This is a genomic window from Caballeronia sp. LZ024 (genome assembly GCF_031451455.1).
GTDB lineage: Bacteria > Pseudomonadota > Gammaproteobacteria > Burkholderiales > Burkholderiaceae > Caballeronia > Caballeronia telluris.
In genome coordinates this window covers 969,647-995,858 of record NZ_JARUXL010000004.1, presented here as the reverse complement: position 1 = coordinate 995,858, position 26,212 = coordinate 969,647, and the positions used below count along the sequence as shown (strand labels likewise).

The following is a 26,212-nucleotide window of genomic DNA, read 5'->3' as shown; positions in this document are numbered from 1 at the left end:
CTAGACAAGGGAGACAGCGCATGTCAGTCAAGCATCCGATCATCGCAGTGACCGGTTCGAGCGGCGCCGGCACGACCACGGTCATGAAAAGCTTCACGCACATCTTCAGGCGCGAGCGCATCAACGCGCAGATCGTAGAAGGCGATGCGTTCCATCGCTACGACCGCCTCGGCATGCGCGAGGCGATGAAGCAGAGCGAGCGCGATGGCCTCATCAACTTCAGCCACTTCGGCCCGGAAGCGAACCTGCTTGAAGAACTGGAGCAACTGTTCGCGAGCTACGGCGAAAGCGGCACCGGCAAGCTCCGCCGCTATATCCACGACGACGCCGAAGCCGCCCATTTCAAGCAGGACGCAGGCACCTTCACGCCGTGGGAAGACATCGCGCAGGGCACGGACCTGATGTTCTACGAGGGCTTGCACGGCGCCGCCGTCACGGAAAAGGTCGATGTCGCGCGTCACGCCGATCTGCTTGTCGGCGTCGTGCCGATCATTAACCTCGAATGGATTCAGAAGCTGCATCGGGACCAGACGATGCGCGGCTATTCGCACGAAGCGGTTGTCGATACGATCCTGCGACGCATGCCCGACTACGTGAACCACATCTGTCCGCAATTCTCGCGCACGCATGTGAACTTCCAGCGCGTGCCGACCGTGGACACTTCGAACCCGTTCACCGCGCGCGAGATTCCGCAGCCCGACGAGAGCTTCGTCGTGATCCGCTTTACGCGGCCGAAGGGCATCGACTTCCCGTATCTCCTCACCATGCTGCACGACTCGTTCATGTCGCGGCCGAACGTGATCGTCGTGCCGGGCGGCAAGATGGGACTGGCGATGCAACTCATCTTCACGCCGATGATCCTGCAGTTGCGCGACCGCTGCGCCCGCGCCTGAACCGATTTCTTCGACTCGTAGACAAGGAGGCATTCATGAATGCCGTGGCTGAAACACTCGACAGGCCAGAGACGCGCAACGACACGCGGTCGATGGCGAATGCGCTGCGCATGCTCGCCGTCGATGCGGTCCAGCAGGCGAACTCCGGGCATCCCGGCATGCCGATGGGCATGGCCGAGATCGCGGTCGCGCTGTGGGACCGGCACCTGAAGCACAATCCGCGTAATCCCGACTGGCCCGACCGCGATCGTTTCGTGCTGTCGAACGGACATGGTTCGATGCTGCTCTACGGCCTCTTGCATCTGACGGGATATGACCTCTCCATCGACGAACTGAAGCGCTTTCGACAGTTGCACAGCAAGACGCCGGGACATCCCGAGGTGGGCGTGACGCCTGGCGTCGAGACGACGACCGGACCGCTCGGACAAGGCTTTGCGAATGCGGTGGGCATGGCGCTCGCCGAAGCGCTTTTCGCACGTGAGTTCAACCGGCCGGGGCATGAGATCGTCGATCACCGGACTTATGCGTTCGTCGGCGACGGATGCCTGATGGAAGGGATTTCGCATGAAGCGGCGTCGCTCGCGGGCACCTTGGAACTCGGCAAGCTCGTCGTGCTTTACGACGACAACGGCATCTCGATCGACGGCCATGTCACGCAGTGGTTTGCCGACGACACGCCCGCGCGCTTCGCGGCTTACGGGTGGAACGTGCTGCCCGAGGTCGACGGTCACGATGTCGATGCCATCGACCGAGCGTTGCGTAATGCGCGCACATCGCAGCAGCCGACGCTGATCTGCTGCAAGACGGTGATCGGCAAGGGCGCGCCGTCGATGGCGGGAACGCATGACGTGCACGGCGCGCCGCTCGGCGCGAAGGAGGCCGCCGCGACGCGCGAAGCGTTGGACTGGCCGCATGCGCCGTTCGAGATCCCTTCGTCGATACGGCATGCGTGGGATGCGCGCGAGGAAGGCGCGGCAGCCGAATCCGACTGGACACAGCGCTTCGAAGCGTACCGTGCACACTATCCCGACCAGGCCGGCGAGTTCGAACGGCGCGCGCGCGGCGCGTTGCCCGCCGGATGGCGCAAGGCGGCGCGTGCGTTGGTCGGCGACGCGAATCGCGAGGCGCAATCCATCGCGACACGCAAGGCATCGCAGAACGCGATCGAAGGACTCGCACGCGCATTGCCGGAACTGCTCGGCGGGTCGGCGGATTTGACGGGATCGAACCTCACGCGCTGGAAAGATGCCGTCGACCTGCAGCCGGGTGAAAATAGTTCGCGATGCAACTATATCCACTTCGGCGTGCGCGAATTCGGCATGAGCGCGGTGCTCAACGGCGTCGCGCTGCATCGCGGCTATCTGCCGTTCGGCGGCACGTTCCTCACCTTCTCCGACTATTCGCGCAACGCGCTGCGCATGGCGGCGCTGATGAAGACGCGCACCGTCTTCGTCTTCACGCACGATTCGATCGGCCTCGGCGAAGACGGTCCGACGCATCAGTCGGTCGAGCATGCGGCTTCATTGCGACTCATTCCCGGCCTCGACGTATGGCGTCCGTGCGACACGGTCGAGACCGCGCAGGCGTGGGTCAGCGCGGTGGATCGCGACCGGCCGTCGTGCTTGTTGCTCAGTCGCCAGAACCTGCCGTTCGTCGCGCGCAGCGAACAGCAACTCGATGCGATCGAACGCGGCGGCTATGTGTTGCGCGACTGGCCGGATGCGTCGGGTCCGAATGATAAATGCGTCGTGCTGATCGCGACCGGCTCCGAAGTCGCGCTCGCGCTCGGCGCCATCGAACCGTTGCGCGAAGCCGGCATCCTGGCGCGCGTGGTGTCGATGCCGTCCACCAACGTCTTCGACCGGCAATCGTTCGCATGGCGCGAACGCGTGCTGCCGCCGGGCGTGCCACGCGTCGCGGTCGAAGCGGGCGTCACCGCGTTCTGGCGGCAGTACGTAGGGCTGGAAGGCGGCGTCGTCGGCATTGATACCTTCGGCGAGTCCGCGCCAGCCTCCGCGCTCTTCGAGCATTTCGGGCTGACTGTCGGCGCGCTCGTCGATGAAGCGCAGCGCGTCGTGACGTCTTCAAGGAGCCTGTGATGGCCTTCATCGCCCTGCGTCAATTGCTGGATCATGCGGCCGAGCACGGCTACGGCGTGCCCGCGTTCAACGTCAACAACATGGAGCAGGTGCAGGCCATCATGCAGGCCGCGGAGGCCACGAAGAGTCCGGTCATCCTGCAGGCGTCGGCGGGCGCGCGCAAGTACGCGGGCGAGCCGTATCTGCGGCATCTCGTGCTCGCGGCCATCGAGGCGCATCCGGACTTGCCCGTCGTGCTGCATCAGGATCATGGCGCGAGTCCTTCGGTGTGCCAGCAGGCGATCCGCTCGGGCTTCACGTCGGTGATGATGGACGGCTCGCTCATGCCCGACCAGAAGACGCCCGCCGCCTACGACTACAACGTCGACGTAAGCCGACGCGTGGTCGAGGCGGCGCATTCGGTGGGCGTGTCGGTGGAGGGCGAGCTGGGCTGTCTCGGCTCGCTCGAAACGGGCGTGGCCGGCGAGGAGGACGGCGTCGGCGCAGAAGGCACGCTCTCGCGCGACGAACTGCTCACCGATCCCGAGCAGGCGCAGGCCTTCGTCGAAGCGACGGGCGTCGATGCGCTCGCGATCGCCATCGGCACGTCGCACGGCGCGTACAAGTTCAGCCGTCAGCCGACTGGTGACATCCTCGCGATCGACCGTATCGTCGAGATTCACGAGCGCATTCCAAACACGCATCTCGTGATGCATGGGTCGTCGTCGGTGCCGCAGGAATGGCTCGCGACGATCCGCGAATTCGGCGGAGAGCTTTCGGAGACATACGGCGTGCCGGTCGAGGAAATCCAGCGCGGCATCCGGCACGGCGTGCGCAAGGTGAACATTGACACCGACATCCGGCTCGCGATGAATGGCGCGATGCGGCGCGCGCTGGCGTCGGCGCGTTCGGAGTTCGATCCGCGTCACGCGCTCAAGGCGGCCACGGCGGCGGCGCGCGACTTGTGCAGGGCGCGCTTCGAGGCGTTCGGTTGCGCGGGACAGGCCGAGCGCATCAAGCCGATGCCGCTGGAGGCGATGGCGCAGAGGTATCACTGAGGAACGAAAGTGGCTGGATGTGCGGGCCAGCTATCCACCGATGTTTGGCAGTGCAGACGCATCGAAGCCCGAACCCGTTGTCATGGAGGTAACATGTCCGATTCGTGGCTTGACACAAGGGCGCTGAAATACGCGCCCAGCTTCGAGGGAAATCCTTCCGGTGAAAAGACCGGTCATGTCCGTGACCGCGCTCATGGCGACGATCGCCTAACATAGCAATCGGCGCGCAGGCCAATGCATCGGGGAGTGCCCGCGAAAGCACAGCGATTGGCGCGCTTTCGACTGTTTCGGGTTGGAATAGCGTTGCATTGGGCGCGCTTGCGGTCGCGCCTCCGGTAACAGCGTCGCGCTCGGCAATAGATCCATAGCGAACCGCAACAACACGATTTCGGTCGGCGCAGCAGGAAGCGAGTGTTAGATCGTCAACGTCGCGGCGGGCACGCAGGGCACGGACGCCCGTCAACGTGGGTTAGTTGGAAGCAGCGGGCCTGACTGTCGACAGCAGCGGCGTTGCGACGAACAGCTTCGTCGCCTACGACGATACAACCAAGGGCAAAGTCACGCTCGGCGGCGGCACGGCCGGCACGACGATCACGAACGTGAAGGCGGGTTCGCTTGCAGCGGGCGGATCAATGCTTCTTCTTCGTCGCCCCGGGCGCATGCCACGCCATCAGATCCTCTTCGACGCGATCCACTTCGCATCCCCAGTCGAGCGGCTGATCCTGATCGAAGCGCTTGCCCAACTGCCACGCGATCTCCGCGCGCGCAAGTTGCACACCGAGATAGAACGCATGCCCGCCGTCGTTCTCCACATTCAGCGATGGGTAAAGCTCGAAAGGATCGTTCGCCGTTTGATGACCGTCGCGGTTATAGACATGAATGCCATCTGCTGCGACCTGCACACGAAAGTTCGGGTCGCGGACCGCAGCCGCGAACTCGTCGATTTCCGTCGCGCTATAAGGAAACGGCCGCTTCGCATGCAGCGCCGACAAATCGCCCGAGATGCCCTTCGGCAGCACCTGCGCCTCGCGTGCCGCATGCATGACGCGGCGGGCGACATCGGCTTCGCGCACCGCACGCCGCGCGTGCAGGCTCACCGATGTCGTCAGCACCGCCGCCACGCGCAGTTCCGCCGCCATTCCGAGCAGCACCGCATTGATGCCACTCGTGTCCGCTTCGGTCAACTCGGTGACATTGCCGATGCCCATCATGATCGCGACTTCCGGATAACGCTCGCGCAATGCGACATAGCGCGCGATCGACGCCGCGAGTCCGAACGGAATCGGATCGAGGATCGGGTCGGCGAGAAAGGCGCGCGAGCGCTTCGTCATGGCGTCGATGGCCGCATCGAGCGAAGCCGGATCGCCCGGTTCACGCGCGACGAGCACCGGCGTCGATGCCACTTCATCCGCGACCCACAACGTATCGACGTTCAGGCTCATCAGGTAATCCGCGCCCGCGCGGCCGCCGCGCACGAGTTCGTCGGTGAGCATCGAATCGACACTCACGCGATAACCCTGTTCCTTCAGCATGCGCACCGCATCTTCGAGATGCGCAAAGGGCGTCTCCGGAAGACAGCCGATGTCGATCACGTCCGCGCCTTGCCGCGCATAATCGCGCGCGCGCGCCGCGATGCCATCGAGATCGAGCCGCGGCGCGTCGACGATCTCCGCGAAAATCTCGGTCTCGTAGCGCGACAGGTCGAAGTGCTTCGCTTCGCGCCCGAAAAACTGCGGCAGGTCCTTGACCTCCTCGGGTCCACGCTCGACGCTCACGCCGTAGTGCTGCGAGAGCGCATCGAGATCGCCGCGGCATCGGCCGGGCACGATGATGCGGTTCGCCTCGACCGGCGCGGCAACGCGTCGCCGGATCATGTCGGCGGTCATGAGCCCCGCGACCTGCAAACCGATCTCGCGTACTTCCCACGAGAACGGCGTCGGCTGCATGCCTTCGAGCACCTGATACAGACTTTTTTCGGCGAGACGGCCAGTCAGGAAGACGATGTGTTCCATGCGAGCCCGAGGTTCGAGAGCCGTTGATCGAGCGCCGCCTTCAGGTCGTCGAGAGAGCGCGCGACGGTCGTGTGTTCGATGCGGGCGAGCCGCTCGACGTTCTCGAATTCGATCGCGCGCGGCCGCACCTCGACCCACTCGTGCGGACTCTGCGTGATGACGCTCGGCGCGGTATCGCATGCGAAAACGATGCCTGGGACGCACTGCTTGCCGGCTTGGGCATAGAGGTTGGTCGGCAGCGTGTCGGAGATGCCGAGCGCGCACTTTGCGACCGTGTTGCTCGTCGCGGGTGCGATCACGACCGTGTGATAGTCGCCCTGATACAGCATGCCGACGGGCACGCTGCTCGCGCTGTTGTCGCGGAACACGCGGAAATGCTCGCGCAGTTTCGGCACGGGCCAGCCATAGAGCGGCAGCACTTCCTCGCCCGCCGACGACAAGAACAGATCGACGCCCGGCAGCTTCAGCGCGAGGTCGATGGATTCCTCGATCATGTGGCCGGAACCGGTCACGCACCACGCGAAGCGCGCGTCGGGCTTGAACTCGTCGAGCTTTCGGGCGGGCGTGGGTTCGCTCATGCGTCGGAAGCGGCCGATGGTCCGTCGTGCGACAGCCGGATATGCAGCCTGTGCATCTTCCGGTACAGCGTGTTGCGGCTAATGCCGAGCACCTTCGCGACATTGCTCACGTTCCAGCGATGCTCGTCGAGCAGCGACAGCACCGTCTCGCGCTCACGCACCTGGATCGCGTTCAGCGCCGAGGTGTCGGCGTCGTCGGCGAGATGGGGCGCCGATTGCGGCGCGATGGGAGCCGCCGGCATGCGCTGCGGTGCGTTGCCGTTCACGATATCGGCGGGCAGATGCGAGCACCTGATCTCGGGTCCGTCGCACAGCGCGATCGCCATCTGCAGCACATGGCGCAACTGGCGGATGTTGCCCGGCCATGCGTAGTTGAGCAGCACGTGACGCGCTTCGGCGCTGAGGGTCGGCGGGTCTTCGGTTTCGCTTTCGAGGATGTGATTGATGAGCGCGAGCGCATCGGCGCGTTCGCGCAGCGGCGGCAGATTGATTTCGATGCCGTTCAGCCGGTAATACAAGTCCTCGCGAAACACGCCGGTCTGCACCAGTTCGAGCAGGTTGCGGTGGCTCGCGCTGATGAGCTGGAAATCGACCTTGACCGTGGTTTCCGCGCCGAGCGGCGTGACCTCGTGCTCCTCCAGCACGCGCAAGAGGCGCGCTTGCAGCGCCATCGGCATGTCGCCGATTTCATCGAGGAACAGCGTGCCGCCGTTCGCCTGCACGATTTTGCCGCGCCGTCCTTCGCGTTGCGCGCCGGTGAACGCGCCCGCGCGATAGCCAAACAGTTCGCTTTCGATCAAATTCTCCGGCAGCGACGCGCAATTCACCGCGACGAACGTCCCGCCGCTGTTCGGGCTGATGCTGTGCAGCGCGTTGGCGAACACTTCCTTGCCCGTGCCGGTCTGGCCGCGCAGGATGATCGGAATCTTGCGCTGGATCACGCGCGCCGCGAGCTGGATCTGCGAGGCCATGCGCGGATCGCCGAATTCGAGGTGCGAGAGCTTGTCTAGACGTCCGGTCGTCTCGCGCGCGTCCTTCCTGACGGCCTTCGCGCGCGATGCAGCGGAAACCGGATCGCTGAGCAGGATGCGCGTCGAACTCTTGGCCGCGTCGCGCGGCGTTTGCGCGGTCAGGAAGAAGCGGCTGTTCGCCTTCGCGCTGTACACCGTCACCGGATGGAACGAGCCGCGGATGCTGCGCGCGATCATGTCTTCGAGCGACGCGTTGAACGCTTCCTCGATGCGCTTGCCGCACAACTCGGCGGGCGAGCGGAAGTCGAGCTGGAAGAGCGCGCTGCGGCTCGCGGCGAGCACGACGCCGTCGTCGCTCACGGCGAGCTTGCCCGCGTGCAGCGTGCCGACGAACTCGGGGCGGCTGTGAAAGTGGATCATGTTCGCGTGCCGGTAGCGCGCGTCGATCAGGCGATTTTCGATCATCTGCCGCGACATGCCGACGAGCACGAGCGAATGCTGCTGCAAGAGCTTCGAGCGGCTCGTGACGTCGAGCACGCCGACGATCGTGCCACGATCATCGAAGATCGGCGCGGCCGAGCAGGTGAGCGACGTGTAGCGCGGATAGAAGTGCTCGTGCTGGCACACGGCGATGCAGTCGCGTTCCGCGAGACACGTTCCCATGCCGTTGGTGCCGGCTTCGCGCTCACTCCACAGCGCGCCGACGCGCAGCCCGTCGGCGGCGACCGCTTCGCCGAACGGCACCGACGACACCTGATGCACGATCACGCCGTCCGCATCGACGAGGACGACCGCGAGTTCCGGGTCCGCGAGTTGCTGGTACAGCGTGGTCATTTCGAGCCTGGAGCACGCGATCAGATCGCTCGCGGCCTCGCGGCGGTCGACGAGTTCCGGCTGCGTCAGCACGGGTGGCATCACGAAGCGCGCGGGGTCGAGTCTGAACTCGTTCAGGCAGCGGATCCACGATTGCGCAACGGAGTCGCTCGCGGCACGCGCGGCGAGCGGGTTGTTGACGATGTTCAGTACTTCTCGGACATGTGTGTCGATGTCAGCGAGCGACGACATGGGGGCCTGTCTCCCTGGCGTCCGAAGCGTGCCGCTTTGTTCGCGGATTTTACTCGGCGCCTAGTATGTTGTGATTCCCCTTGCGCTGCGTTTCTATCACGACTGGTGAAGAACTGAACGCATGCACACCGCGCGGCGCGGGCTGACAGTGCCGCCAGCCGGACCGGCCACCGCGAAACTATCGCAAAACTGTACATCCGATGGCGCGCTTGTTCAATAAGTAGTCGCGCAGAGGAACGTGATCTTGCCCGGTTTTTGCTTACGCTTCCCCTGACTTGCACCGGAACCTCGGGCAAACACCAACCCTTCAAGCCGCGCGCGCGGCGGAGCCTATCGACATGGACCGTTTCGACGCGATTGCCCATTCCCGTTTCCCCGATGCGCCGGCCTTCGATGCCGCGACGCAACATGATCGCGAGCACACGCCGATGGACATCGTCTATATCGAAGGGCTGACGGGAAGCACGGTGATCGGCATCGACAGCAGCGAGTTGCACGAGCCGCAGCCGGTGCGCCTGAGTCTCGCGATCGGCGTGCCGGCGATCCGCGCATGCAGGACGGACCAGATCGAGGACACGATCAACTACGCCGCCGTGCGCGAGGCGCTGCACGGGCTCTTTGCTTCGCACGGCGTGCGTCTGCTGGAAGCGCTCGCGGAACGGATCGCGCAGTTGCTGATCGCGGATTTCGGCGCGCACTGGGTGCGCGTGTCGCTGGCGAAGCCCGCCAAGTTCGACGACGTCGATGCGGTCGGGGTGCTGATCGAGCGGCGTCGTCCGCGCGGAGCGGCGACTTATGCGTCGCTCGGCGAGGGGCTCGTTCCGAACTAGACGCGCACGGTCACTTCAACGCCGCGGCCTGTCCGATACCGCAAGCCCGATACGCTTCGGCTTGCAGGGCGCGGAACTTCTTGGTCTGCGCCTTCGCGCGGTCGACGCGGAATTCCGCGCCGCCTTCGCCGCCAAGCGTCGCGTACTTGGAAAACGTCGACTGCTCGACGAAATCGTCATAGGGAAGCTTGGCCGCGATGCGGTCGATTGCGCACGAGCATTTGTAGACGTTCACGAAGTCGTGACCGTTGTCGTCCATGCAGCCGAGTACGTACTCCACGCGCCCCTGTGTCGGGTAATCGTGGCTCTGTGCCGTGGTCGCCGCAGCGGTGTTATCCGCCGCGAACGCGACCGGCGAAACGAGCGAGAGGCAGGCGAGAGCCAGCAGCGCGCGACGTCGTAATGTCATGCGAAAAACCTCGGATCGTTGATCTTCGGAATCGCGCGGCCAGGAACACGCCGGGCCGCGCGGATAACCGCCTGCAGTCAGTTCGGCGCGAACGGGTGGGCCGCGCCGCCCTTCTTCGCTACGACGTCCTTCGCGCTCGGCTCGCCGGCCACGGCGCGCTGCAACGCTTCGCGCGTCGCCTTGTAGTTGTACTCCTGAATCTTCTTGTCGTCTTCCGCCTGCCAGTGGATGAAAACGCCGACGCAGATGAACAGGTCGTCCGCTTCGTCCGCCGGGATCGTGCCGTCCTCGACGCTGTCCGCCACCGCGAGCGCCACCGCGTGCTGCGCCGGGCCGAACATCTGCACCGCCTGCTTCGCGCCCTTGATCGTCACCTTGTTGAAGAGGATCGTGTTCGGCTTCGTGAGCAGATTCGGGGCGACGACGGCGAGCAACGACGTGAAGCCGTCCTTGTTGTTCGTGAGCGCGTTGCAGAACGCGGTCTCGGCAGCGGAACCCCGCGGTCCGATAATCAAGTCGATGTGGGCGACCTCGTTGCCGTCGCCGATGAGCGACTCTCCTACCATGACACGATTGATCTTAGCCATGCTGTTCCTCCAGTGAATAGGTCTCGGATATTTCGACTTGCAGACAACTCGCGACGCCCGGATTCCGGCCGCGCAAGACTCAAGGTGAGCAGAACGTGGTGTACCTATCATGATCCGTGCCAATCGCCTCCGCGCGCCGCGCCGACGCCGGTGCGCGCCGGATCGAGGCATCCCGCGACGAAGAGCGTCGCGACCGTCAGATCGGCGCTCGTGCCCGGATTGATGCCGCGCGCCTTGAGTTGCGCGTCCCACGCCGCAAGCTCGCGCGCGTCCGGCGCCGCGCGCCATCGCGCACGATGACGCTTTGCTTCTCCCGTGACACTTTGCGCCACCGTCACACCCTGCTTGCGCACAATGTGCGAATCCGGCCAGCCGCCGAGAAAGCTCAGGAACACGTCGAGCGTGATCGCCTGCGGGGTATCGGCCGGCGCAGTCGCGACTGCCGCGAGCCCCGTCTCGAAGACGTCGCGAAAGCCGTTCGCATACTGACGCGCGATGCTGTCGCGATCGACGGCGAGCGCCATTGCCGCGCGCAGATCGACGCTCGGTTCGGCGTGGACCGTTTGCTCGGGCGCATCGCCGAGACCGCCCGGATTCGCGAGCGCAATCGCGCGATAGGCGGCGCGGGCGTCGTCGAGAGTGAGGCGCGCGAGCACGCGTTCCGTCGCGTCTTGCCATGCGCGGGTCGACAGCGGCCGCGCCAGGTCGTCGAGCGCGGCTGCGAGCGGCGCGACGAGCAGCACGATGCCGAGGTTCGTGTTGCAGCCCGCGACGTCCAGCGTGCGCGTCATGGCGTCGAGAATGCGCGTGCCGACGCGCGCGCCGGGCGTGAACAGCGCGCCGGCCGCCGCGCGCGCGCTCGCGATGAACTGCGCGGCGCTCATTCCGTGTCCCGCGCTCGCGATGCTCACATTGCCGGGCTTCGGCGTCTCGACGTCCAATTCGCACGCGCGCAGGAACGCGTCGCGCGCGGCGGTTTCAGCGGGGCGCATCGCCACTCGCGAGCGCGACGGGCGCGCGCGAACCCGCGAGCTTGCGATCCAGCAGGTCGTCGACGAGCGCGGCGGCGATGTCGAGTTTCGTCACCGATTGCAGCCCGCGCCACGCCGCGACGCCGTTCACTTCGAGCACCAGCGGGCTGGCCGGATCGTCGTTCGCGGGAATCAGGTCGACGCCCGCGTAGTCAAGGCCGAGCGCTTCCGTCGCGCGGATGGCAGTCGCGGCGAGCGCGTCGGTCAGGAGCGCCGGCTCGCAGGCGGCGCCCTGCGCGAAGTTGTGAATCCAGCCTTGGCCGCCGACCCGCCGCATCGCGGCGACCGCCCGTCCGCCGACGACGAGCACGCGCCAGTCAAAGCCCGGCTGGCCGCCTTCGACGTAGCGCTGCAAGTAAGCGACTTCGCTGAATGCCCGCAGCGACGGCAACGGCGCGAGCCGGCCGCGCGCGCTCGCGCCGAGCCGCCGCAAGCCCTTGCCTTGCGAGCCGAAGAGCGGCTTCATCACGACCTTGCGTCCGGCCGCCGCTTCGCGCATCAGCACGCGCTGCGCGAACGCGGCCGATTCGCCGGCCCACGTGGCGGGCGTCGGCACGCCGTGGCGGTGGAGCAGAAAGCTCGTCATCGACTTGTCGACGCTGCGCTCGATCGCGCGCGCGTCGTTGTAGACCGGCACGCCGCATTCGCGCAGCGCGTGCAGGATGCCGAGCCGCATCGTCACCTGCTCGAACGTGCCGCCCGCGATGCCGCGCACGAACGCCGCGTCGGGCAGCGCGTGGCCGAAACCGGGAATCGCGAGACCGTGCGGCGCCCAGGTCGTGTCGATGCGGCAGTCGGCCAGATCGACGCAGCGCGCCTCGGCGCCCCGCGCGCGAAACGCTTTCTTCAGGCGCGACGTGTGCCAGCCGGTTTCGTCGGTCATGATCGCGATGCGCAAAGCCCCGCTCATGGTTTTCCCCACTGCGCGCGCAAGAGCGCTTCGTCGATGCGTCCGCCGTGCCACGTCGCGCCGCTTTCGAGGCTGCTCACCCAGACTTCGGCGGGCGCGAAGAGCGCGGCGTCGATCTGATAGAAGTCGTAGTTGAACGACGTGAAGATGTCCGCGAATGGCCGCCCGTAGTCGCGCGCGTTCTTCGACGGCAGTTCGGCGGCGAGCCGCTCGGCCACCGCGTCGTGCTTCACGGTCAGATGCACGCGGCCGCCGTAGAGGATCGCGTCGTTGGTGCGGCCCATCGCCTGGATGCCGTCGGGCGAGGGCGGCGGCAGCGGCGCGGTCCCGCTCCCTTCGACGACTTCCGCGAGATCGACGCCGAGCACGTGCGTCTTGTGCAGCGCAACCTCGACGACGCGCGCCACGACCTGCACCGTGCCCGCGACAGAGTGTGTCGGCGTGACGACGATCGTCAGGTTTTCCGGCGCGAGCGCGCAGTCGCGCAGCACTTTGTCGATCACGATCTGCGGCGGCAGGCGGTCCACTTCCATGACCAGCGCGCCGCGTTCGTGGCGGTCGCGGTAGCCGAGTTCGTCGAAGAGCGGTTCCTTCACGGCGAGCGCGCGCGCCGGGCCCGAGCCGAGCGAGAAGAACTTCTTGCCGCCCGTCTCCTCCTTGCTCGCGGAAAGGCTCCAGCCCGCGTACTGGCTGCCGAGGCAGGCGAGCACGGGCGTCGACGTGTGCACTTCGACGAGGCTCGGCCAGAACGGCTCGGCGTCGTCGCTCATGCGCCGCGCGACGCGCCCGAGGCCGCCCATGCAGATGCGCGCGATCAGAAGGCCCGCTTCGACGCCGCCGGGTGCATCGACGCCCGCATCGACGATCGTCGAGCCGCCTTCGGTGCGCGTGACCGTGACGCCGAAGCGCGCGGCCTCTCCGACGAGCCGCGCGACGAGGCGCTCGGCGAGCGCGTTCACGCTCAAGGGCCGCGCGGGATCAATGGGTTGGGATGACGTCATGGGAAAACTCGCGGCAGGTTTCGATGCGTTGCAGGAGAAGCGCGTGCTGGCGTTCGATGTCGCGGCGCACGGCATCGACGGAAGGCGCCGTCACGACGAGCGTGCAGACCGGCTGCCCCGCTTCGATGCGCGTGCCGGAGTGCGGCACGTCGTGGCAGGCGGGATCGCTGAGACAGGCGTCGCTGAAAGCCGGCGACACGGTGAAGCCGCGCGGCGCGAAAACCACGCGCTGGCCCGCCCGGCGCGGCGGCGCGGGCGGTTCGGCGGGCAAGAAGCCGTCGAGGCACGCGTCGATGTGGCAGCCGATCAGGCCGCGCGGCCAGACGGCGGGCCAGACGGCGTCGTAGAGCGTCATCGTCGACGAGGGGCGGGCGTTGATTTCGAGCACGCGGATCGCGTCGCCGTCGAGCAGGAAGTCGATGCTGTTCAGCCCTGCGAGACCGGTGCGCCAGACGATGGCGCGGATCGCTTCTTCAAGTGTTTGCGCGGTGTCGCGCGGCAGATCGACGGGTCCGAGCGAACCGGCGTGCACGAACGGCAGCGCGCCCGCCTCGACGCTCAGTTGCTCCGCGAAACCGATCAGCGTCGCCTCGCGGCGCGCGCCGACGAACAGCGCGGACATCGAACGGCCGGGCACGCGGCGCTGAAAGTAGCCATCGCCGGCGCTCGAAGTCGCGGCTTCGATATGCACGCCGCCGCAGCCATCGGCATGCTTCACGATCCAGCCTTTCGGATTCGCGGGCCGCGCGAACGCAACCTCCGGATGCCCGATTCCAAGCTCGTCGAGCAGCGCGAAAAACCGTCGCGGATCGCGCACGGCCGCCGTCGCTTCGGCGCCATTGCCGATCAGTCTCGGCAAGCGCGCGCCATGCCGCAGGAGCGCATCCAGATGCGGCTCGACGCCGCTCGTCGCGATGAAGCCGAGCATGCGCGGCAGGCGGATCGCGCGTTCGAGCGCTTCGAGCAGGCGCGCGCGGTCGATCGAAAGCCCCTCGCCGCCGATGTCGAACCACGCGCTCGCGTACTCGCGCGTATCGCGGTCGCCGAACAGGTCGAGCGCGACCGGGTTCAGCCCCGCGCGCGCCGCCGCCTGCGCCAGCATCCGCGCCGACAGCCCCGCGACCGCGACGCACGGCGCGCGCGACAAAGGCGTGCTCGCGTGCATCAGCCGAGGCCGGCGGCGATCGCGCGGGCTTCGTCGAACGCTTCCGGGAAGCCGAGATACACCGGCTTGTTGCTCGTGCGCATCCGGACAAAGAGCCGGTGCTCCACCTGATACTTGACGTTGCCGATCGCGAGCGCGCCGATGCCGATCGCGTCGGAACGCGCCGCGCCCGCGAGCGGCTTGCCGTCGTCCATCACGTTCACGCCGGCGATGCCTTCGGGCGGCACCGCGTTGACGTCGGCGGCGACCAGCAGGTTCTTCGCAAACGCGAGATCGGCGGCGCTCATCACCTGGACGCCCGCCACGGCGGTCGCGAACACGACTTCCGCGCGCGCCAGTTCCCGGTGCAGCTGCTCGGGATTGCCGGTCGCGACGCCCGAGGTCGCGATGTCGAAGCGGCGGTTGATCTCGTCGCTGACCTGCGTCGCGCGCGACTGGCTCGAATGGCTCGCGATCGCGACGTCCGCGCCGAGCGAGGCCGCCATCGCCGCCGCGACGCGCCCGACCGCGCCCGTGCCGCCGAGGATCAGCACGCGCCGCCCGCCCAGTTCGACGTTGTGCTCCGTCTTCAGATGCCGCTCGACCAGCGCGACGAGCGCTGCCGCCGTGGTGTACGAGCCGCTCGGGTCGGCGAACACGGAGACTTCGAACGGCGGCACCATCGCCTGGCGCGCGCGGTCGAGCATGTCGGCGGCGAGCATCACGTCGCGCCCGCCGATGAAAATGCCCGTGCGCGACACGCCTTTCGGCCCGCGCGAGAAAATCGCGTCCTGCGTCAACTGGACGACGCTGTCCTCGTCGACGTTGCAGTACGGCACGACGATCTGGTAGCCGGCGTCGGCGGCCATGTTGACGTCGAACGGGCTCATCTGCGGCGTGGCCGTGAACATGTGCAGGATGAAGGGCCTTGGAATGCTTTCGTTGGCTTCGGGCATGGGTCAGCTCGCTTGGGTTTTTGCGGCGGCAGGACGGGCAGCGCGGCACGCCCGGGCACGCCCTCTCACGTCACGCGGCGTCGATGCCGCATTTCTCTTGATTGGCCGCCCGCCAGTTCGCGCCGCGATTGCGGCCGGTGGCGATCGAGCACGCAATGGACGGCAGCGCGCGGCTCGCCTCGCGCGCGACGGCGAGCGCGCGCTCGGCCTGGCGCTCGCCACGCAGGAAGGCGAAGCCGGTCGGTCCCCACGAGGTCTGTCCGATGCCCGCCGTTTCGACTGCGGCAACCGCGCCGAGCACGCTTTCGACGGCGGGACTGGAAAACACGCCGCCCTGCACGGGCGCGAAGTACGCGCCGATCGTCTGCTGCAATTCGCCGATGCCTTTCGCGAAGGCGTCGAAGTCGCTTTCGGCGATGCCCGGCAGGATGCGCATCAGGACGAGATGGCTCAGATGCGCCGCGAGTGCGCGCGGAAAGGCGCCGAGGGCGGCGAGGCCGCGTCGCTCTTCGTCGCCGTGCAGGCCTTCGCGGGACGTGTCGTCGACGAGCAGCACGCGCCAGGCGTCGGGAAACGGCTGGCGAAACAGGAGCGGCGCCACGCGCACGCTGCCGGCCGTGAAGTTCGCGCCGTGTCCGCCATCGACCATCAACCCGCCGTGGTCGAAGCCGTGGATGCCGATGCCCGAGCGCGCGCCGCGTTCGAGCAGGCGCGCGATCTGCGCGGTGGTCGCGCCGCGGCCGGCGAGCCGCACGTAGGCTGCGCCGACCGCCAGCGCGAGCTGGGTGCCGGAGCCGAGGCCCGTATGCGCGCGCGGCGCTTCGTTGACTTCCACCGCCACCGGCGAGCCGCCGAACGCCGAGCGCAGTTGCTCCAGATGCCGTTCGATGCGCGCGCGCTGCGCTTCGCTCGCGGCGCCTTCGACCCGCATCGTGTCCGCGTGCCGTGCCGTGATGCGCGTGCCGTGGGTGTCGATCGTCAGGCCGACGCTGCCGAACGCGCGACCGAGCGAGGCGTTCGGATCGATGAAGCCGAGATGCAGGCGCGCGGGGGCATCGACCGTCACGGCCGATGGCGGCGATAGGCGACCGGAAGGCATCTGCATCGCGAATGTCCCAAGTTGAGGTCGGCGTTCCAGACGGCGCTGGCTGGGCGCGTCGCGCATGGCAGCCGCGCGAGCCGAGCATCTGAGGCAAGAGCCGTACCAGCCGGAGCCGGGCAGGCCCGGGCACCCGCGCGCGCAGGGACGGCGCGCACTGCGTCACGCCTGCGCCACACTGTTCAACCGGACTTCAGCAAAGTGCTCAGGACTTCGCCGCGTCGTACTTGATATAGCGAAAGCGCTGGTCGTCGGCGGGGGTGCCTTCGAGCGGACCCTCTTCCTTGCCGGGCTGCCACTGAATGACATCCTCGATTTTCGTGGCGAGCGCGAAGTCCTTGTCCGTGATGCCCTTCGCCGTGTGCGTCATCAGCTTCACGACGACGAACGCATACGAGACCGTCAGGTCCGGGTGATGCCACGCCGCTTCCGCGAGATGGCCCACGGTGTTGACCACCATCAGCGTGCCCTTCCAGCCCTCCGTCTTGTACTTGCGCCTGAGCCAGCCGTCTTCCAGATACCAGTGCTGCAGCGCGCCGGTGAGCCGCTCCTTGATTTCTGCTTCGGTGTAGACCTTCTCGGCTTGAGTCATGGCGATGGCCTCCAGAGGCGATGTCGATGAACACGAAGTGCGTGCGTTCAGTATGCGCCATCGAGAAAAAGGCGCTTGGGTGCTGCATCGCGGCATGTGCGGACTGCGTTGGAAGTGTGGCGCGCGGCGCGCTTCGTATCGCGGATTTGACACAGTATGTGTCGCAAGCCCGTCGCGGCGACGCCAGGCGCTCGGGGCCGACCTGCGCGCAGGCCACGTGCAGCCCGCGTGCGGCAGCACCGGAGCGGGCAGCGCGCTTTCCGGCATGGAATATGCAATTGCCCCCGATACGCAATCAGCCCGGCAATGAACCGGGCTTGGGCGTTGCTCGTTACCTGCATTCGAGAAGGCGCGCGGGAATGCAAGCGTAGCGTGGTCATCCCTGGGTCGGACGGCATCACCATTCTGGAGGAGACATGAACTTACGCACCCTGGTTCTTGGACTGGCGGTGGTCGCGACGACGAGTCTGAATTCATATGTCGCTCAAGCAGACTCGCAGCTCGACACACTGATCAAGAACCCATCGAACTGGGCGGCACAGGCGGGCGATTATTCGAATCACCGCTACAGCCCGCTCAAGCAGGTCAACGAGCAGAATGTCGGCAAGCTACAAGTGGCCTGGACCATGTCGACCGGCGTGTTGCGCGGTCACGAAGGTTCGCCGCTCGTCATCGGCGACACGATGTATATCCACTCGCCGTTCCCCAACAAGGTCATCGCGATCAACCTGAAAGACCAGACCTTCATCTGGCAATACGAACCGAAGCAGGACACGCAGGTCATCTCGGTGATGTGCTGCGATACGGTCAACCGTGGCCTCGCCTATGGCGACGGAATGATCTTCCTGCAGCAGGCCGACACGAAACTCGTCGCGCTCGACGCGAAGACGGGCGAAGTGAAATGGACCGCGCAGAACGGCGATCCGAAAGCGGGTGAAACCAACACCAATGCGCCGCACGTCTTCGGCGACAAGGTGCTCACCGGCATCTCGGGCGGCGAGTTCGGCGTGCGCGGCCGGCTGATTGCCTACGACATGAAGACCGGCAAGGAAGTCTGGAAGGCCTACAGTACGGGCCCCGACAGCGAAATGCTGCTCGACCCGCAACAGACGATGACCTGGACCGACGGCAAGATGACGCCGGTCGGTGCGGATTCGTCGCTCAAGAGCTGGAAGGGCGACCAGTGGAAAACCGGGGGCGGCACGACCTGGGGCTGGTACGCATGGGACCCCAAGCTCAACCTTGTCTATTACGGCACGGGCAATCCGGGCACGTGGAACCCCACGCAGCGTCCCGGCGACAACAAATGGTCGATGTCCATCTTCGCCCGCGACCTGAATACGGGTAAAGCGAAGTGGGTCTACCAGATGACGCCGCACGACGAATGGGACTATGACGGCGTGAACGAGATGATCCTCGCGGACCTGCCGATGGGCGGCAAGAAGGTTCCGGCGATCGTCCACTTCGACCGCAACGGCTTCGGGTATACGCTCAATCGCGAGACGGGCGAACTGCTCGTCGCGCAGAAGTACGACCCGGCGGTGAACTGGGCCGACAGCGTCGACGTGAAGAGCGGCCTGCCGGTGCGCAACGTGAAGTACTCGACGCAGGCAGCCGGTCCCGACAAGAACGTGAAGGGCATCTGCCCGGCGGCGCTCGGCTCGAAGGACCAGCAGCCCGCTTCGTTCGACCCGAACTCGGGGCTCTTCCTCGTGCCGACGAATCACGTCTGCATGGACTATGAGCCGTTCGAAGTCGAGTACGTGTCGGGCCAGCCGTTTGTCGGCGCGACGCTCTCGATGTTCCCGGGCCCGAACGAAAAGGGCGCGATGGGCAACTTCATCGCCTGGGATGCGAGCAAGGGCAAGATCGCGTGGTCCAAGCCGGAGAAGTTCTCGGTGTGGTCCGGCGCGCTCACGACGGCCGGCGGCATCGCCTTCTACGGCACGCTCGAAGGCTATATCAAGGCAGTCCGCATCAAGGACGGCAAGGAGCTGTGGAAGTTCAAGACCCCGTCGGGGATCATCGGCAACGTGTTCACGTATCAGTTCAACGGCAAGCAGTACGTCGGCGTGTATTCGGGCATTGGCGGCTGGGCGGGCATCGGCATGGCGGCCGGCCTGCAAAAGTCGACCGAAGGCCTGGGCGCGGTCGGCGGCTATCGCGAACTGGCGAAGTACACGGCGCTCGGCGGCACGCTCTTCGTGTTCGCCATCCCGGGCGGCTGATCTGTTCCTGCCCGATCTCTGAGTCACATCAAGCGTCAAACGCACGTCACGCCCCGCCTCGAAACATGAGGCGGCGGCTGGCGGCGTCCCGAAAGCAGCAGAAGTTCGTGTTTCACCCCGGTGCGTATGCCGGAAGAACCGCAACCCTTGCATGCGGTCCGGGTCGGGCGCCAAGGCGCCGGCTACGGCCGACAGGAGACAGACAGATGAAAGGCCGATCACTTTTGCCGCTGGCGATAGCACTCTTTGCGTTGCCCCCTTCCTATGCCCAGACCGATGCCGGGCAAATGAAGCCGGTGGCGTACAAGGTCGTCGACGGCAACAAGGTCGACAGCAACACCCTGCAGGGCTGGAAGACGTGGCGGGCGCTTGCGTGCGAACGCTGTCACGGGGCGAAGCAGGAAGGCATGGTCGGCCCGTCGCTGATCGAGGCATTCAAGACGCTCGACACGAAGGAGTTTCATCGCACGGTATTCGGCGGACGGATCGACAAGGGCATGCCCGACTTCAGTTCGAGCCAGATGATGCAGAAGAACTGGGAAAACCTCTACGCGTATCTGAAGGGACGCTCCGACGGCAAGATCAACCCGGGCGACTTGCAGGCCATCGATGCCAAATGACGCGCTTGCGTGCTACGTTGTGTCATCGTGTGCCCGAAGTCATAACCGGAGGTGTCGATGTCTGATTGCAAGGTAAGGCGTGTCTTCGTCGCGGCGCTGCTCTCGGCGTGCGCCGCGCAGAGCGCATTCGCCCAGGATGCCGCGCTGCCCAACAACGACGGCGCCGACGGCGTGCTGCGCGTCTGTGCCGACCCGAACAACATGCCGCTGTCGAACAACAAGGGCGAGGGTTACGAGAACAAGATCGCGGACCAGATGGCGAGCGACTTCGGCTACAAGATCGAGTACACGTATTTTCCGCAGCGCATGGGCTTCATCCGCAATACGCTGCGCGCGAAGGTGCCCGACACCGAGCGCTTCAAGTGCGATCTCGTGATCGGCTTGCCGAAGGGCTACGACCTAGCGGCCACGACGCGCCCTTATCTGCATTCAACCTACGCGATGGTGTTCCCGAACCGACCCGAGTTCGCGAGCATCCAGACGCCTTCCGACCTGCTGAAGCTGCCGCCCGACCAGTTGAAGAAGCTGCGGCTCGGCATCTTCTCGCAGACGCCCGCCGTCGACTGGCTGCTCGGCAACAACCTGATCGAGCAGGCCGTGTCGTACAAGGTGCAAAGCGGCGACCCGCAGGCGTTCCCCGGCGAAATGATCGAGCACGACCTGACGAAGGGCACGGTCGACGTCGTGTTCCTGTGGGGACCGATTGCCGGCTACTTCACGAAACGCGCAGGCGATTCGGTGCGGCTCGTGCCGTTCCCGCCGACGCCCGGCATCCGTTTCGATTACGAAATATCGATGGGCGTGCGCTACGGCGAGAAGGCATGGAAGGACAAGATCGACAACTGGATCGCCACGAATCAGCCGAAGATCGACCAGATCCTGACGGGCTATCAGGTGCCGCTTTTGCCGTTGCAACCGGTGTCCGCGCAATGAGGGGCTTGCCTGTGATGAAGATCGCAGCAGGCTTCTTTGCAGTCGCGCTCGCGATGCAGGCGAACGCCGCCGACAAGCCCGGCGGCAACATCGCGCCGGCTGAACAACTGCTCTTCATGGCGCCGCATATGAAGAGCGTCGGTGCCGAGACCGAACTGGACTACGCGATGGAAATGTCCGGCCCGCCGGCGAAGGTCAACGACACGGTGCGCGTGCTCGTCGTGAGTGCGGGCAACGCGAACGGCGATGCGCGCGTGTCCGATCGAACGGGGCCGGTGGACGTGCCGGGCAACCTGCCGTGCAATCCGGTGATCCTGTACTTTCTCGAACACGACATCGCCGAGATGGAGCAGATGACGGGCGGCAAGCGGCGCTATTTCCAGCAGCGCGTGCGGCTTGCGCTTGCGGCCGGGCCGCCGATCACGCAGATCGTGAGCGACGCGGGCGGCAAGAAGGTGAAGGCGCAGAAGATCGTGATCCAGCCGTATCTCGACGACCCGAACGCCTCGCGCTTTCCGCAGTACACGGGCAAGCGCTACACATTCATCGTCGCCGACGACGTGCCCGGCCACGTGATGACGATCCGCACCGAAGTGCCGGGTCAGAACAACGACTTCGATCATCCGCTGCAAACGGAGACGCTGAACTTCCAGAGCGCGCAGCATGCGCTCGTGCCGGCGAAGCCCGGCGACCCCATTCCCCAGAAGCCGGCGAACGCACCGCGCGCGAGCCGTTGATTGTGGTTGGAGCCGGGCGCGTCGTCCGGCTTTCCTCGACGCATGGCCGCCCATCGTGAACTTCATCCGCTCGCTGACGTTGCGCCAGTTGCAGATCTTCGTGATTGCGTGCCGCTGCCCGAGCTTCGCGCGCGCGGCCGAGGAACTGCATCTCACGCAGCCCGCGGTGTCAATGCAGATCCGGCAGCTCGAAGAGGCGATCGGACTGCCGCTCTTCGAACGCGTCGCGCGCCGGCTTTCGCTGACCGAGGCGGGCGAGCGGCTTTCGCACCACGCGAGCCGCATCCTCGGCGAGATCAAGGATGCCGAGGACGCGATGATGTCGCTCACGCAGGCCGACAGCGGTTCCATCGCGGTGAGCATCGTGAGTTCCGCGACTTACTTCGCGCCCAAGCTGCTCGCGCTTTACTCGCAGCAATATCCGAAGGTCGACGTGCGGTTTTCCGTCGGCAATCGCGAGACCCTGCTGCGCTGGCTTGCCGATAACGCCACCGATCTCGCGATCATGGGCCGCCCGCCGCCCGAACTGGGCACGGCCGCCGAGCCGCTCGCGTATCACCCGCATGTGATCGTCGCGCCGCTGACGCATCGCTTGCGGCATGCGGAGCGGTTTGACCTGCAGGAGCTTGCAGGAGATACGTTCCTGTTGCGCGAACCGGGTTCCGGCACGCGCGCGGTCGCCGAGCACATGTTTCGCCAGCATCTGTTCGTGCCGGCGCGCAGCGTGACGCTCGGCAGCAACGAAACGATCAAGCAGGCCGTGATGGCGGGCATGGGCGTGAGCCTGATCTCGCTGCACACGCTCGCGCTCGAATTGCGCACCGGCGAGATTGCGGTGCTCGATGTGAATGGGATGCCGATCGAGCGCACCTGGCAACTGGTGCATTCGCGTTCGAAACAGTTATCGCCCACTTGTCTCGTGTTTCGGCGCTTTCTGCTCGAACATGCCGAGCCGTTTCTCGAAGCGGAATATGCACCGTTCGGGGTGCGGCGCGGGAAGCGGCCGCAGGGAGAGTTGATTGGGGGGGGCGCCTTGGCGGCGGGTGTCGGGGTGGGTGGGGTGAACACCGTCTGACCTTTCTGCGCTTCTATGGAACTTGCTTTCACGTCGGTCTATTAGCATTGCCCCTGTCCGGGGCGGGACTTACTTTCTTTGCTGCTGCAAAGAAAGTAAGCAAAGAAAGCAGCTTTTTTTAGGCAGCAGTCTTGAAGCGGAAACGCCCTTGAAGTAACGAGTGGACATACCGCCTAGGTGTCTCCCTCAAAGGTCTTAGCGGCTTGGCGCGATTAACCACTGTCTCATCGCGCAGCGAACGAATTGGTACAGTAGTCATCCATCCATCTTCGCTTCGCTCAGACGTCAGGTGCATCGGTCGCGGTCGATGTTTGCGATTGCGGACCGGTGGCTTTCGGTTATGCCTTTCGTCCGCGGCGCGTGGACGGGTGGATGACTGCCTTACCAAGTAGTTTGCTGTGCGATGACACAATAGTTAATCGCACCAAGCTGGGTTAGTCCAGTGAGGGCGACACTTAGGCGGCATGTCCACTTTGTATTGTGCGGGCGTTGCACTCATGAGACCGATGCCAGAAAAGCTGCTTTCTTTGCTTACTTTCTTTGCAGCAGCAAAGAAAGTAAGTCCCGCCCCGGACAGGGGCAGTGCTAATAGACCACTAAGAAAGCAAGTTGCCCGAAAGCGCTACGGTCACCACCTGACCCTGACACTCCTTCTGTGCACGAGCGCCTCGGCCCAGTCCGCCACGCCACTCGCGGTGACGCAATTCGCCCCCGGCCTCTACGTGCATCGCGGCCACGACGATGTCGCGACTCGCGAGAACAAGGGCGATATCGCGAACATCGGCTTTATCGTCGGCAAGCGCTGCGTCGCGGTGATCGACACCGGCGGCACCGCCGAAGAAGGCCGTGAACTGCGCGCCGCGATCCGCGCCGTGACGCCGCTTCCCGTGTGCTACGTCATCAACACGCACATGCATCCGGATCACATCTTCGGCAACGCCGCCTTCCGCGACGACGGGCCGAAGTTAGTCGGCAGCGCCACGCTCGGCGAGGCCGAGGCATCGCATGCCGAGAGCTACCAGCGCGTGCTGCGGCGCGAACTCGGATCGCTCGCCGACGGCAGCGAAATCGTCATGCCGACGCTCCTCGTCGAGTCGACGAAGACGCTCGATCTCGGCGATCGCAAGCTCGTGTTGCGCGCATGGAAAACAGCTCATACGAACAACGACCTGACGGTATACGATGAGAAGACCGGCACGCTTTGGCTCGCGGATCTGCTCTTCGTGAAGTGCATCCCCGTGATCGACGGCAGCGTGACGGGCTGGCTCGCCGACATCGCGCTGATTCGCCAGATGAATCCGCGGCGCGTGGTGCCCGGGCACGGTCCCATCGACACGCCGTGGCCCGCCGCGCTCGATGCTGAAGAAGGCTATCTCGCGAATCTGGCGCGCGATGTGCGCGCGGCAATCGGACGGGGCGAGACGATGCAGCAGGCCATCGATACGATCGGCGTGAACGAGCGCGACAAGTGGCTCCTCTTCGACCTCTACCATCGCCGCAACGTGACGGCTGCGTATGCCGAACTCGAGTGGGAAAAGTAAGACCGCGGTAGTGCCGCGCGACGCATTCCGTCACGCAAGCAGAAAGAACGGAGGGACATCATGGTCATCTCAAGGCGCAGCACGCTGATTGCCTTGTTCGCGACGCTCGCACTGAACGGCGCCTACGCCGCCCAGCCCGACGACGATCCGGGCAAGGAAGCGCGTTGGCTCGACTTCAAGGAGGGCATGTTCAAGGGCCGGCCGGTCGATGAGCACGGCGACGCCGTCATCAAGCTCGAAGCTCCTGCGCGCGCCGCCGATGCCGCCGTCGTGCCGATTTCGATCACCGCGCAGTTTCCACAGACGCCCGCGCATTTCATCAGGAAGATCTATCTCTTCATTGACGAGAATCCCGAGCCATATGCGGGCTTCTTCGAGTTCACGCCGGAATCCGGGCTTGCGAACATCGAGACGCGCGTGCGGGTGGAGGACTACACGTTCATGCGGGCCATCGCGGAGACCAACGACGGACATCTGTATAGCGCGGTGCGCTTCATCAAGGCATCGGGCGGGTGTTCGGCGCCCGCAGGCAAGGACGACGCCGCTGCCGAGGCAAGCGCGGGCCAGGTCCGGGTCACGGCCGAAGGCAAGACCGTCGTGGGACAACCGCAACTCGCGCAGGTGATGGTGCGCCATCCGAACCGCACCGGCATGGCGATGAACCAGGTCACGCGCAATTATGCGAGCGCGTATTTCATCCGCAAGGTCGCGGTGACCTACGACGGCAAGCCGGTCATGACGGCCAACGTCAATTTCTCGATCAGCGAGAACCCGAACTTTCGCTTCTACTTCGTGCCGCAAGGCAGTGGCGAACTGAAGGCGCAGGCCGAGGACACGAAGAACAAGCAGTTCCAGGGCGCCGTCGCGGTCAACGCGCAAGGCGGCGTGCAACGGACTTCATCGAACGGGCTCTGATGCGCGCCTTGCAACGGCTCTTCCTCTTGACGATGCTGCTCGCCTGCGCGGCGCTGGCGCGCGCGGCTGCGGGCGACGTGCCCGTGCCGAAGCAGATCGCGCCGGGCGTCTACGCGATGTTAGGCGACGCCGACGCGGTCGCGCCGGCCAATCGCGGCATCGTCGCGAACAACGGATTCATCGTCGGCAAGAGCGGCGTGACGGTGATCGATAGCGGTTCGTCGTACCGCTACGGGCGCGCGATGATCGAAGCGATCCGCGCGGTCACGCCGCTGCCCGTCGAACTCGTCATCATCACGCATCAGGCGCCGGAATTCGTATTCGGGGCGTCGGCGTTCCGCGACCGAGGCGTGCCGATCCTCGCGCATCGCCGCGCGGCGGAACTGATCCGCGAGCGCTGCGCGATCTGTCTGAAGAACCTGCAACGCACGCTCGGCGACGAAGAGATGAGCGGCTCGCGCGTGACCGTGCCCGATCGCACGGTGGATGCGAGCACGCGCATCGAAAGTGGCGGACGCGAACTGCAGTTGCTGCATTTCGGTCCGGCAAGCACGCCCGGCGATCTCGCCGTGCTCGATACCGCGACCGGCGCGGTATTCGCGGGCGGCCTCGTGAACGTCGGACGAATTCCCGAGCTTCGCAACGAACAGATTCCCGGCTGGCTCGCGGCCCTCGACCAATTGCGCGCGATGGAGCCGCGTGTCGTGGTGCCGGCCTTCGGACCGCTCGTGAAAGACGGCGACGGATTCAGGCAGACCGCGACCTATCTTCGCGAACTCGACACTGCCGTGCGCCGCGCCTACGCCGACGGCACCGGCCTCACCGACGCGATGCATACCGTGCAACTGAAGGATTTTCGCCACTACAAGCTGTATGCAATCGCGCAGCCGCAGAACGTGCAGCGGCTTTATCTGCAACTAGAAAAGCAGTGACCCGGCATTCAAACGTC

25 protein-coding genes are annotated in these 26,212 nt (G+C 65.6%); 13 read left to right on the top strand and 12 right to left on the bottom strand.

Translation table 11 applies throughout. The features are described 5' to 3' along the window. Positions 1-20: 20 nt before the first annotated feature. From QCE48_RS26805 to QCE48_RS26790, 4 genes are all read left to right on the top strand, one after another. The gene (locus QCE48_RS26805) at positions 21-893 is read left to right on the top strand and encodes a phosphoribulokinase (protein WP_309783528.1); all 873 of its coding nucleotides are present in this window, start codon (positions 21-23) and stop codon (positions 891-893) included. 35 nt (positions 894-928) lie between these two features. Next, on the top strand, positions 929-2,992 hold the full coding sequence (gene tkt, locus QCE48_RS26800; RefSeq protein WP_309783526.1) for a transketolase: 2,064 nt from the start codon (positions 929-931) through the stop codon (positions 2,990-2,992). Further along, positions 2,992-4,029 (top strand): class II fructose-bisphosphate aldolase, encoded by a 1,038-nt coding sequence (gene fba, locus QCE48_RS26795; RefSeq protein ID WP_309783525.1) that lies wholly within the window; start codon positions 2,992-2,994, stop codon positions 4,027-4,029. The genes tkt and fba overlap by 1 nt, the downstream gene beginning before the upstream one ends. Before the next feature lie 212 nt (positions 4,030-4,241). Next, a complete protein-coding gene (locus QCE48_RS26790) occupies positions 4,242-4,397 on the top strand; it encodes a hypothetical protein (protein WP_309783802.1) in 156 nt (51 codons plus the stop codon). Positions 4,398-4,658: 261 nt separating this feature from the next. On the opposite strand, the gene QCE48_RS26785 is transcribed toward QCE48_RS26790, so the two are convergent. The 3 genes from QCE48_RS26785 to QCE48_RS26775 are packed head-to-tail and all read right to left on the bottom strand — an operon-like array spanning position 4,659 to position 8,655. Further along, positions 4,659-6,041: a DUF6513 domain-containing protein gene (locus tag QCE48_RS26785; protein WP_309783523.1), complete on the bottom strand. Its 1,383-nt coding sequence runs from the start codon at positions 6,039-6,041 to the stop codon at positions 4,659-4,661. Beyond that, the gene (locus QCE48_RS26780; RefSeq protein WP_309783522.1) at positions 6,020-6,619 is read right to left on the bottom strand and encodes a flavoprotein; all 600 of its coding nucleotides are present in this window, start codon (positions 6,617-6,619) and stop codon (positions 6,020-6,022) included. The genes QCE48_RS26785 and QCE48_RS26780 overlap by 22 nt, the downstream gene beginning before the upstream one ends. Beyond that, positions 6,616-8,655: a sigma-54-dependent Fis family transcriptional regulator gene (locus QCE48_RS26775; RefSeq protein WP_309783520.1), complete on the bottom strand. Its 2,040-nt coding sequence runs from the start codon at positions 8,653-8,655 to the stop codon at positions 6,616-6,618. Before QCE48_RS26775 ends, QCE48_RS26780 begins: the two co-directional genes overlap by 4 nt. 338 nt (positions 8,656-8,993) lie before the next feature. Here QCE48_RS26775 and QCE48_RS26770 point away from each other — a divergent pair, with 338 nt between their 5' ends. Beyond that, a complete protein-coding gene (locus QCE48_RS26770) occupies positions 8,994-9,485 on the top strand; it encodes a dihydroneopterin aldolase (RefSeq protein ID WP_309783518.1) in 492 nt (163 codons plus the stop codon). 10 nt (positions 9,486-9,495) lie between these two features. Here the strand turns inward: QCE48_RS26770 and QCE48_RS26765 are convergent, their stop codons facing one another. The 9 genes from QCE48_RS26765 to QCE48_RS26725 all read right to left on the bottom strand — a co-directional run bounded on the left by QCE48_RS26765 (position 9,496) and on the right by QCE48_RS26725 (position 17,214). After that, positions 9,496-9,894 (bottom strand): hypothetical protein, encoded by a 399-nt coding sequence (locus QCE48_RS26765; protein ID WP_309783516.1) that lies wholly within the window; start codon positions 9,892-9,894, stop codon positions 9,496-9,498. A gap of 77 nt (positions 9,895-9,971) precedes the next feature. Further along, positions 9,972-10,481, bottom strand: coding sequence for a formaldehyde-activating enzyme (gene fae / locus QCE48_RS26760; RefSeq protein WP_309783515.1), 510 nt, complete (start codon positions 10,479-10,481; stop codon positions 9,972-9,974). Positions 10,482-10,588: 107 nt separating this feature from the next. Next, a complete protein-coding gene (locus QCE48_RS26755) occupies positions 10,589-11,473 on the bottom strand; it encodes a triphosphoribosyl-dephospho-CoA synthase (protein WP_309783514.1) in 885 nt (294 codons plus the stop codon). Then, positions 11,460-12,422, bottom strand: a complete 963-nt coding sequence (locus QCE48_RS26750) for a RimK family alpha-L-glutamate ligase (protein ID WP_309783513.1) — start codon at positions 12,420-12,422, stop codon at positions 11,460-11,462. The genes QCE48_RS26755 and QCE48_RS26750 overlap by 14 nt, the downstream gene beginning before the upstream one ends. Next, the gene (mch, locus tag QCE48_RS26745; RefSeq protein WP_309783511.1) at positions 12,419-13,423 is read right to left on the bottom strand and encodes a methenyltetrahydromethanopterin cyclohydrolase; all 1,005 of its coding nucleotides are present in this window, start codon (positions 13,421-13,423) and stop codon (positions 12,419-12,421) included. The genes QCE48_RS26750 and mch overlap by 4 nt, the downstream gene beginning before the upstream one ends. Then, positions 13,401-14,588, bottom strand: coding sequence for an ATP-grasp domain-containing protein (locus QCE48_RS26740; protein WP_309783510.1), 1,188 nt, complete (start codon positions 14,586-14,588; stop codon positions 13,401-13,403). The genes mch and QCE48_RS26740 overlap by 23 nt, the downstream gene beginning before the upstream one ends. Next, positions 14,588-15,523, bottom strand: coding sequence for an NAD(P)-dependent methylenetetrahydromethanopterin dehydrogenase (locus QCE48_RS26735; protein ID WP_116563327.1), 936 nt, complete (start codon positions 15,521-15,523; stop codon positions 14,588-14,590). Before QCE48_RS26735 ends, QCE48_RS26740 begins: the two co-directional genes overlap by 1 nt. Positions 15,524-15,593: 70 nt before the next feature. Then, positions 15,594-16,628 carry a beta-ribofuranosylaminobenzene 5'-phosphate synthase family protein gene (locus QCE48_RS26730; RefSeq protein ID WP_309783509.1) on the bottom strand — a complete coding sequence of 345 codons (1,035 nt, stop codon included), beginning with the start codon at positions 16,626-16,628 and terminating at the stop codon, positions 15,594-15,596. Between the two features lie 199 nt (positions 16,629-16,827). Continuing rightward, a complete protein-coding gene (locus QCE48_RS26725) occupies positions 16,828-17,214 on the bottom strand; it encodes a 4a-hydroxytetrahydrobiopterin dehydratase (RefSeq protein WP_309783508.1) in 387 nt (128 codons plus the stop codon). Between the two features lie 416 nt (positions 17,215-17,630). Here QCE48_RS26725 and QCE48_RS26720 point away from each other — a divergent pair, with 416 nt between their 5' ends. From QCE48_RS26720 to QCE48_RS26685, 8 genes are all read left to right on the top strand, one after another. Further along, on the top strand, positions 17,631-19,442 hold the full coding sequence (locus tag QCE48_RS26720) for a methanol/ethanol family PQQ-dependent dehydrogenase (protein WP_309783506.1): 1,812 nt from the start codon (positions 17,631-17,633) through the stop codon (positions 19,440-19,442). A 206-nt stretch (positions 19,443-19,648) separates the two neighbouring features. Then, on the top strand, positions 19,649-20,062 hold the full coding sequence (locus QCE48_RS26715) for a c-type cytochrome (RefSeq protein WP_309783504.1): 414 nt from the start codon (positions 19,649-19,651) through the stop codon (positions 20,060-20,062). Between the two features lie 57 nt (positions 20,063-20,119). Then, positions 20,120-20,995, top strand: a complete 876-nt coding sequence (locus tag QCE48_RS26710) for a substrate-binding domain-containing protein (RefSeq protein WP_309783503.1) — start codon at positions 20,120-20,122, stop codon at positions 20,993-20,995. 14 nt (positions 20,996-21,009) lie between these two features. After that, positions 21,010-21,732 carry a hypothetical protein gene (locus QCE48_RS26705; protein ID WP_309783501.1) on the top strand — a complete coding sequence of 241 codons (723 nt, stop codon included), beginning with the start codon at positions 21,010-21,012 and terminating at the stop codon, positions 21,730-21,732. Positions 21,733-21,787: 55 nt separating this feature from the next. After that, the gene (locus QCE48_RS26700) at positions 21,788-22,807 is read left to right on the top strand and encodes a LysR family transcriptional regulator (protein ID WP_309783500.1); all 1,020 of its coding nucleotides are present in this window, start codon (positions 21,788-21,790) and stop codon (positions 22,805-22,807) included. Between the two features lie 695 nt (positions 22,808-23,502). Next, on the top strand, positions 23,503-24,348 hold the full coding sequence (locus QCE48_RS26695) for a quinoprotein relay system zinc metallohydrolase 2 (protein ID WP_309783499.1): 846 nt from the start codon (positions 23,503-23,505) through the stop codon (positions 24,346-24,348). Between the two features lie 60 nt (positions 24,349-24,408). Beyond that, entirely contained in the window at positions 24,409-25,263 is an 855-nt protein-coding gene (locus QCE48_RS26690) for a quinoprotein dehydrogenase-associated SoxYZ-like carrier (RefSeq protein ID WP_309783497.1), read from the top strand. Next, a complete protein-coding gene (locus QCE48_RS26685; protein WP_309783495.1) occupies positions 25,263-26,195 on the top strand; it encodes an MBL fold metallo-hydrolase in 933 nt (310 codons plus the stop codon). Before QCE48_RS26690 ends, QCE48_RS26685 begins: the two co-directional genes overlap by 1 nt. Positions 26,196-26,212 lie beyond the last annotated feature (17 nt).

Excerpts from the sequence above, each read along its gene's own strand:
- QCE48_RS26805 (WP_309783528.1), top strand. The coding sequence starts at position 21 with ATGTCAGTCAAGCATCCGATCATCGCAGTGACCGGTTCGAGCGGCGCC.
- tkt (WP_309783526.1), top strand. The coding sequence starts at position 929 with ATGAATGCCGTGGCTGAAACACTCGACAGGCCAGAGACGCGCAACGAC.
- fba (WP_309783525.1), top strand. The coding sequence starts at position 2,992 with ATGGCCTTCATCGCCCTGCGTCAATTGCTGGATCATGCGGCCGAGCAC.
- QCE48_RS26785 (WP_309783523.1), bottom strand. The coding sequence starts at position 6,041 with ATGGAACACATCGTCTTCCTGACTGGCCGTCTCGCCGAAAAAAGTCTG.
- QCE48_RS26780 (WP_309783522.1), bottom strand. The coding sequence starts at position 6,619 with ATGAGCGAACCCACGCCCGCCCGAAAGCTCGACGAGTTCAAGCCCGAC.
- QCE48_RS26775 (WP_309783520.1), bottom strand. The coding sequence starts at position 8,655 with ATGTCGTCGCTCGCTGACATCGACACACATGTCCGAGAAGTACTGAAC.
- QCE48_RS26770 (WP_309783518.1), top strand. The coding sequence starts at position 8,994 with ATGGACCGTTTCGACGCGATTGCCCATTCCCGTTTCCCCGATGCGCCG.
- QCE48_RS26765 (WP_309783516.1), bottom strand. The coding sequence starts at position 9,894 with ATGACATTACGACGTCGCGCGCTGCTGGCTCTCGCCTGCCTCTCGCTC.
- fae (WP_309783515.1), bottom strand. The coding sequence starts at position 10,481 with ATGGCTAAGATCAATCGTGTCATGGTAGGAGAGTCGCTCATCGGCGAC.
- QCE48_RS26755 (WP_309783514.1), bottom strand. The coding sequence starts at position 11,473 with ATGCGCCCCGCTGAAACCGCCGCGCGCGACGCGTTCCTGCGCGCGTGC.
- QCE48_RS26750 (WP_309783513.1), bottom strand. The coding sequence starts at position 12,422 with ATGAGCGGGGCTTTGCGCATCGCGATCATGACCGACGAAACCGGCTGG.
- mch (WP_309783511.1), bottom strand. The coding sequence starts at position 13,423 with ATGACGTCATCCCAACCCATTGATCCCGCGCGGCCCTTGAGCGTGAAC.
- QCE48_RS26740 (WP_309783510.1), bottom strand. The coding sequence starts at position 14,588 with ATGCACGCGAGCACGCCTTTGTCGCGCGCGCCGTGCGTCGCGGTCGCG.
- QCE48_RS26735 (WP_116563327.1), bottom strand. The coding sequence starts at position 15,523 with ATGCCCGAAGCCAACGAAAGCATTCCAAGGCCCTTCATCCTGCACATG.
- QCE48_RS26730 (WP_309783509.1), bottom strand. The coding sequence starts at position 16,628 with ATGCAGATGCCTTCCGGTCGCCTATCGCCGCCATCGGCCGTGACGGTC.
- QCE48_RS26725 (WP_309783508.1), bottom strand. The coding sequence starts at position 17,214 with ATGACTCAAGCCGAGAAGGTCTACACCGAAGCAGAAATCAAGGAGCGG.
- QCE48_RS26720 (WP_309783506.1), top strand. The coding sequence starts at position 17,631 with ATGAACTTACGCACCCTGGTTCTTGGACTGGCGGTGGTCGCGACGACG.
- QCE48_RS26715 (WP_309783504.1), top strand. The coding sequence starts at position 19,649 with ATGAAAGGCCGATCACTTTTGCCGCTGGCGATAGCACTCTTTGCGTTG.
- QCE48_RS26710 (WP_309783503.1), top strand. The coding sequence starts at position 20,120 with ATGTCTGATTGCAAGGTAAGGCGTGTCTTCGTCGCGGCGCTGCTCTCG.
- QCE48_RS26705 (WP_309783501.1), top strand. The coding sequence starts at position 21,010 with ATGAAGATCGCAGCAGGCTTCTTTGCAGTCGCGCTCGCGATGCAGGCG.
- QCE48_RS26690 (WP_309783497.1), top strand. The coding sequence starts at position 24,409 with ATGGTCATCTCAAGGCGCAGCACGCTGATTGCCTTGTTCGCGACGCTC.
- QCE48_RS26685 (WP_309783495.1), top strand. The coding sequence starts at position 25,263 with ATGCGCGCCTTGCAACGGCTCTTCCTCTTGACGATGCTGCTCGCCTGC.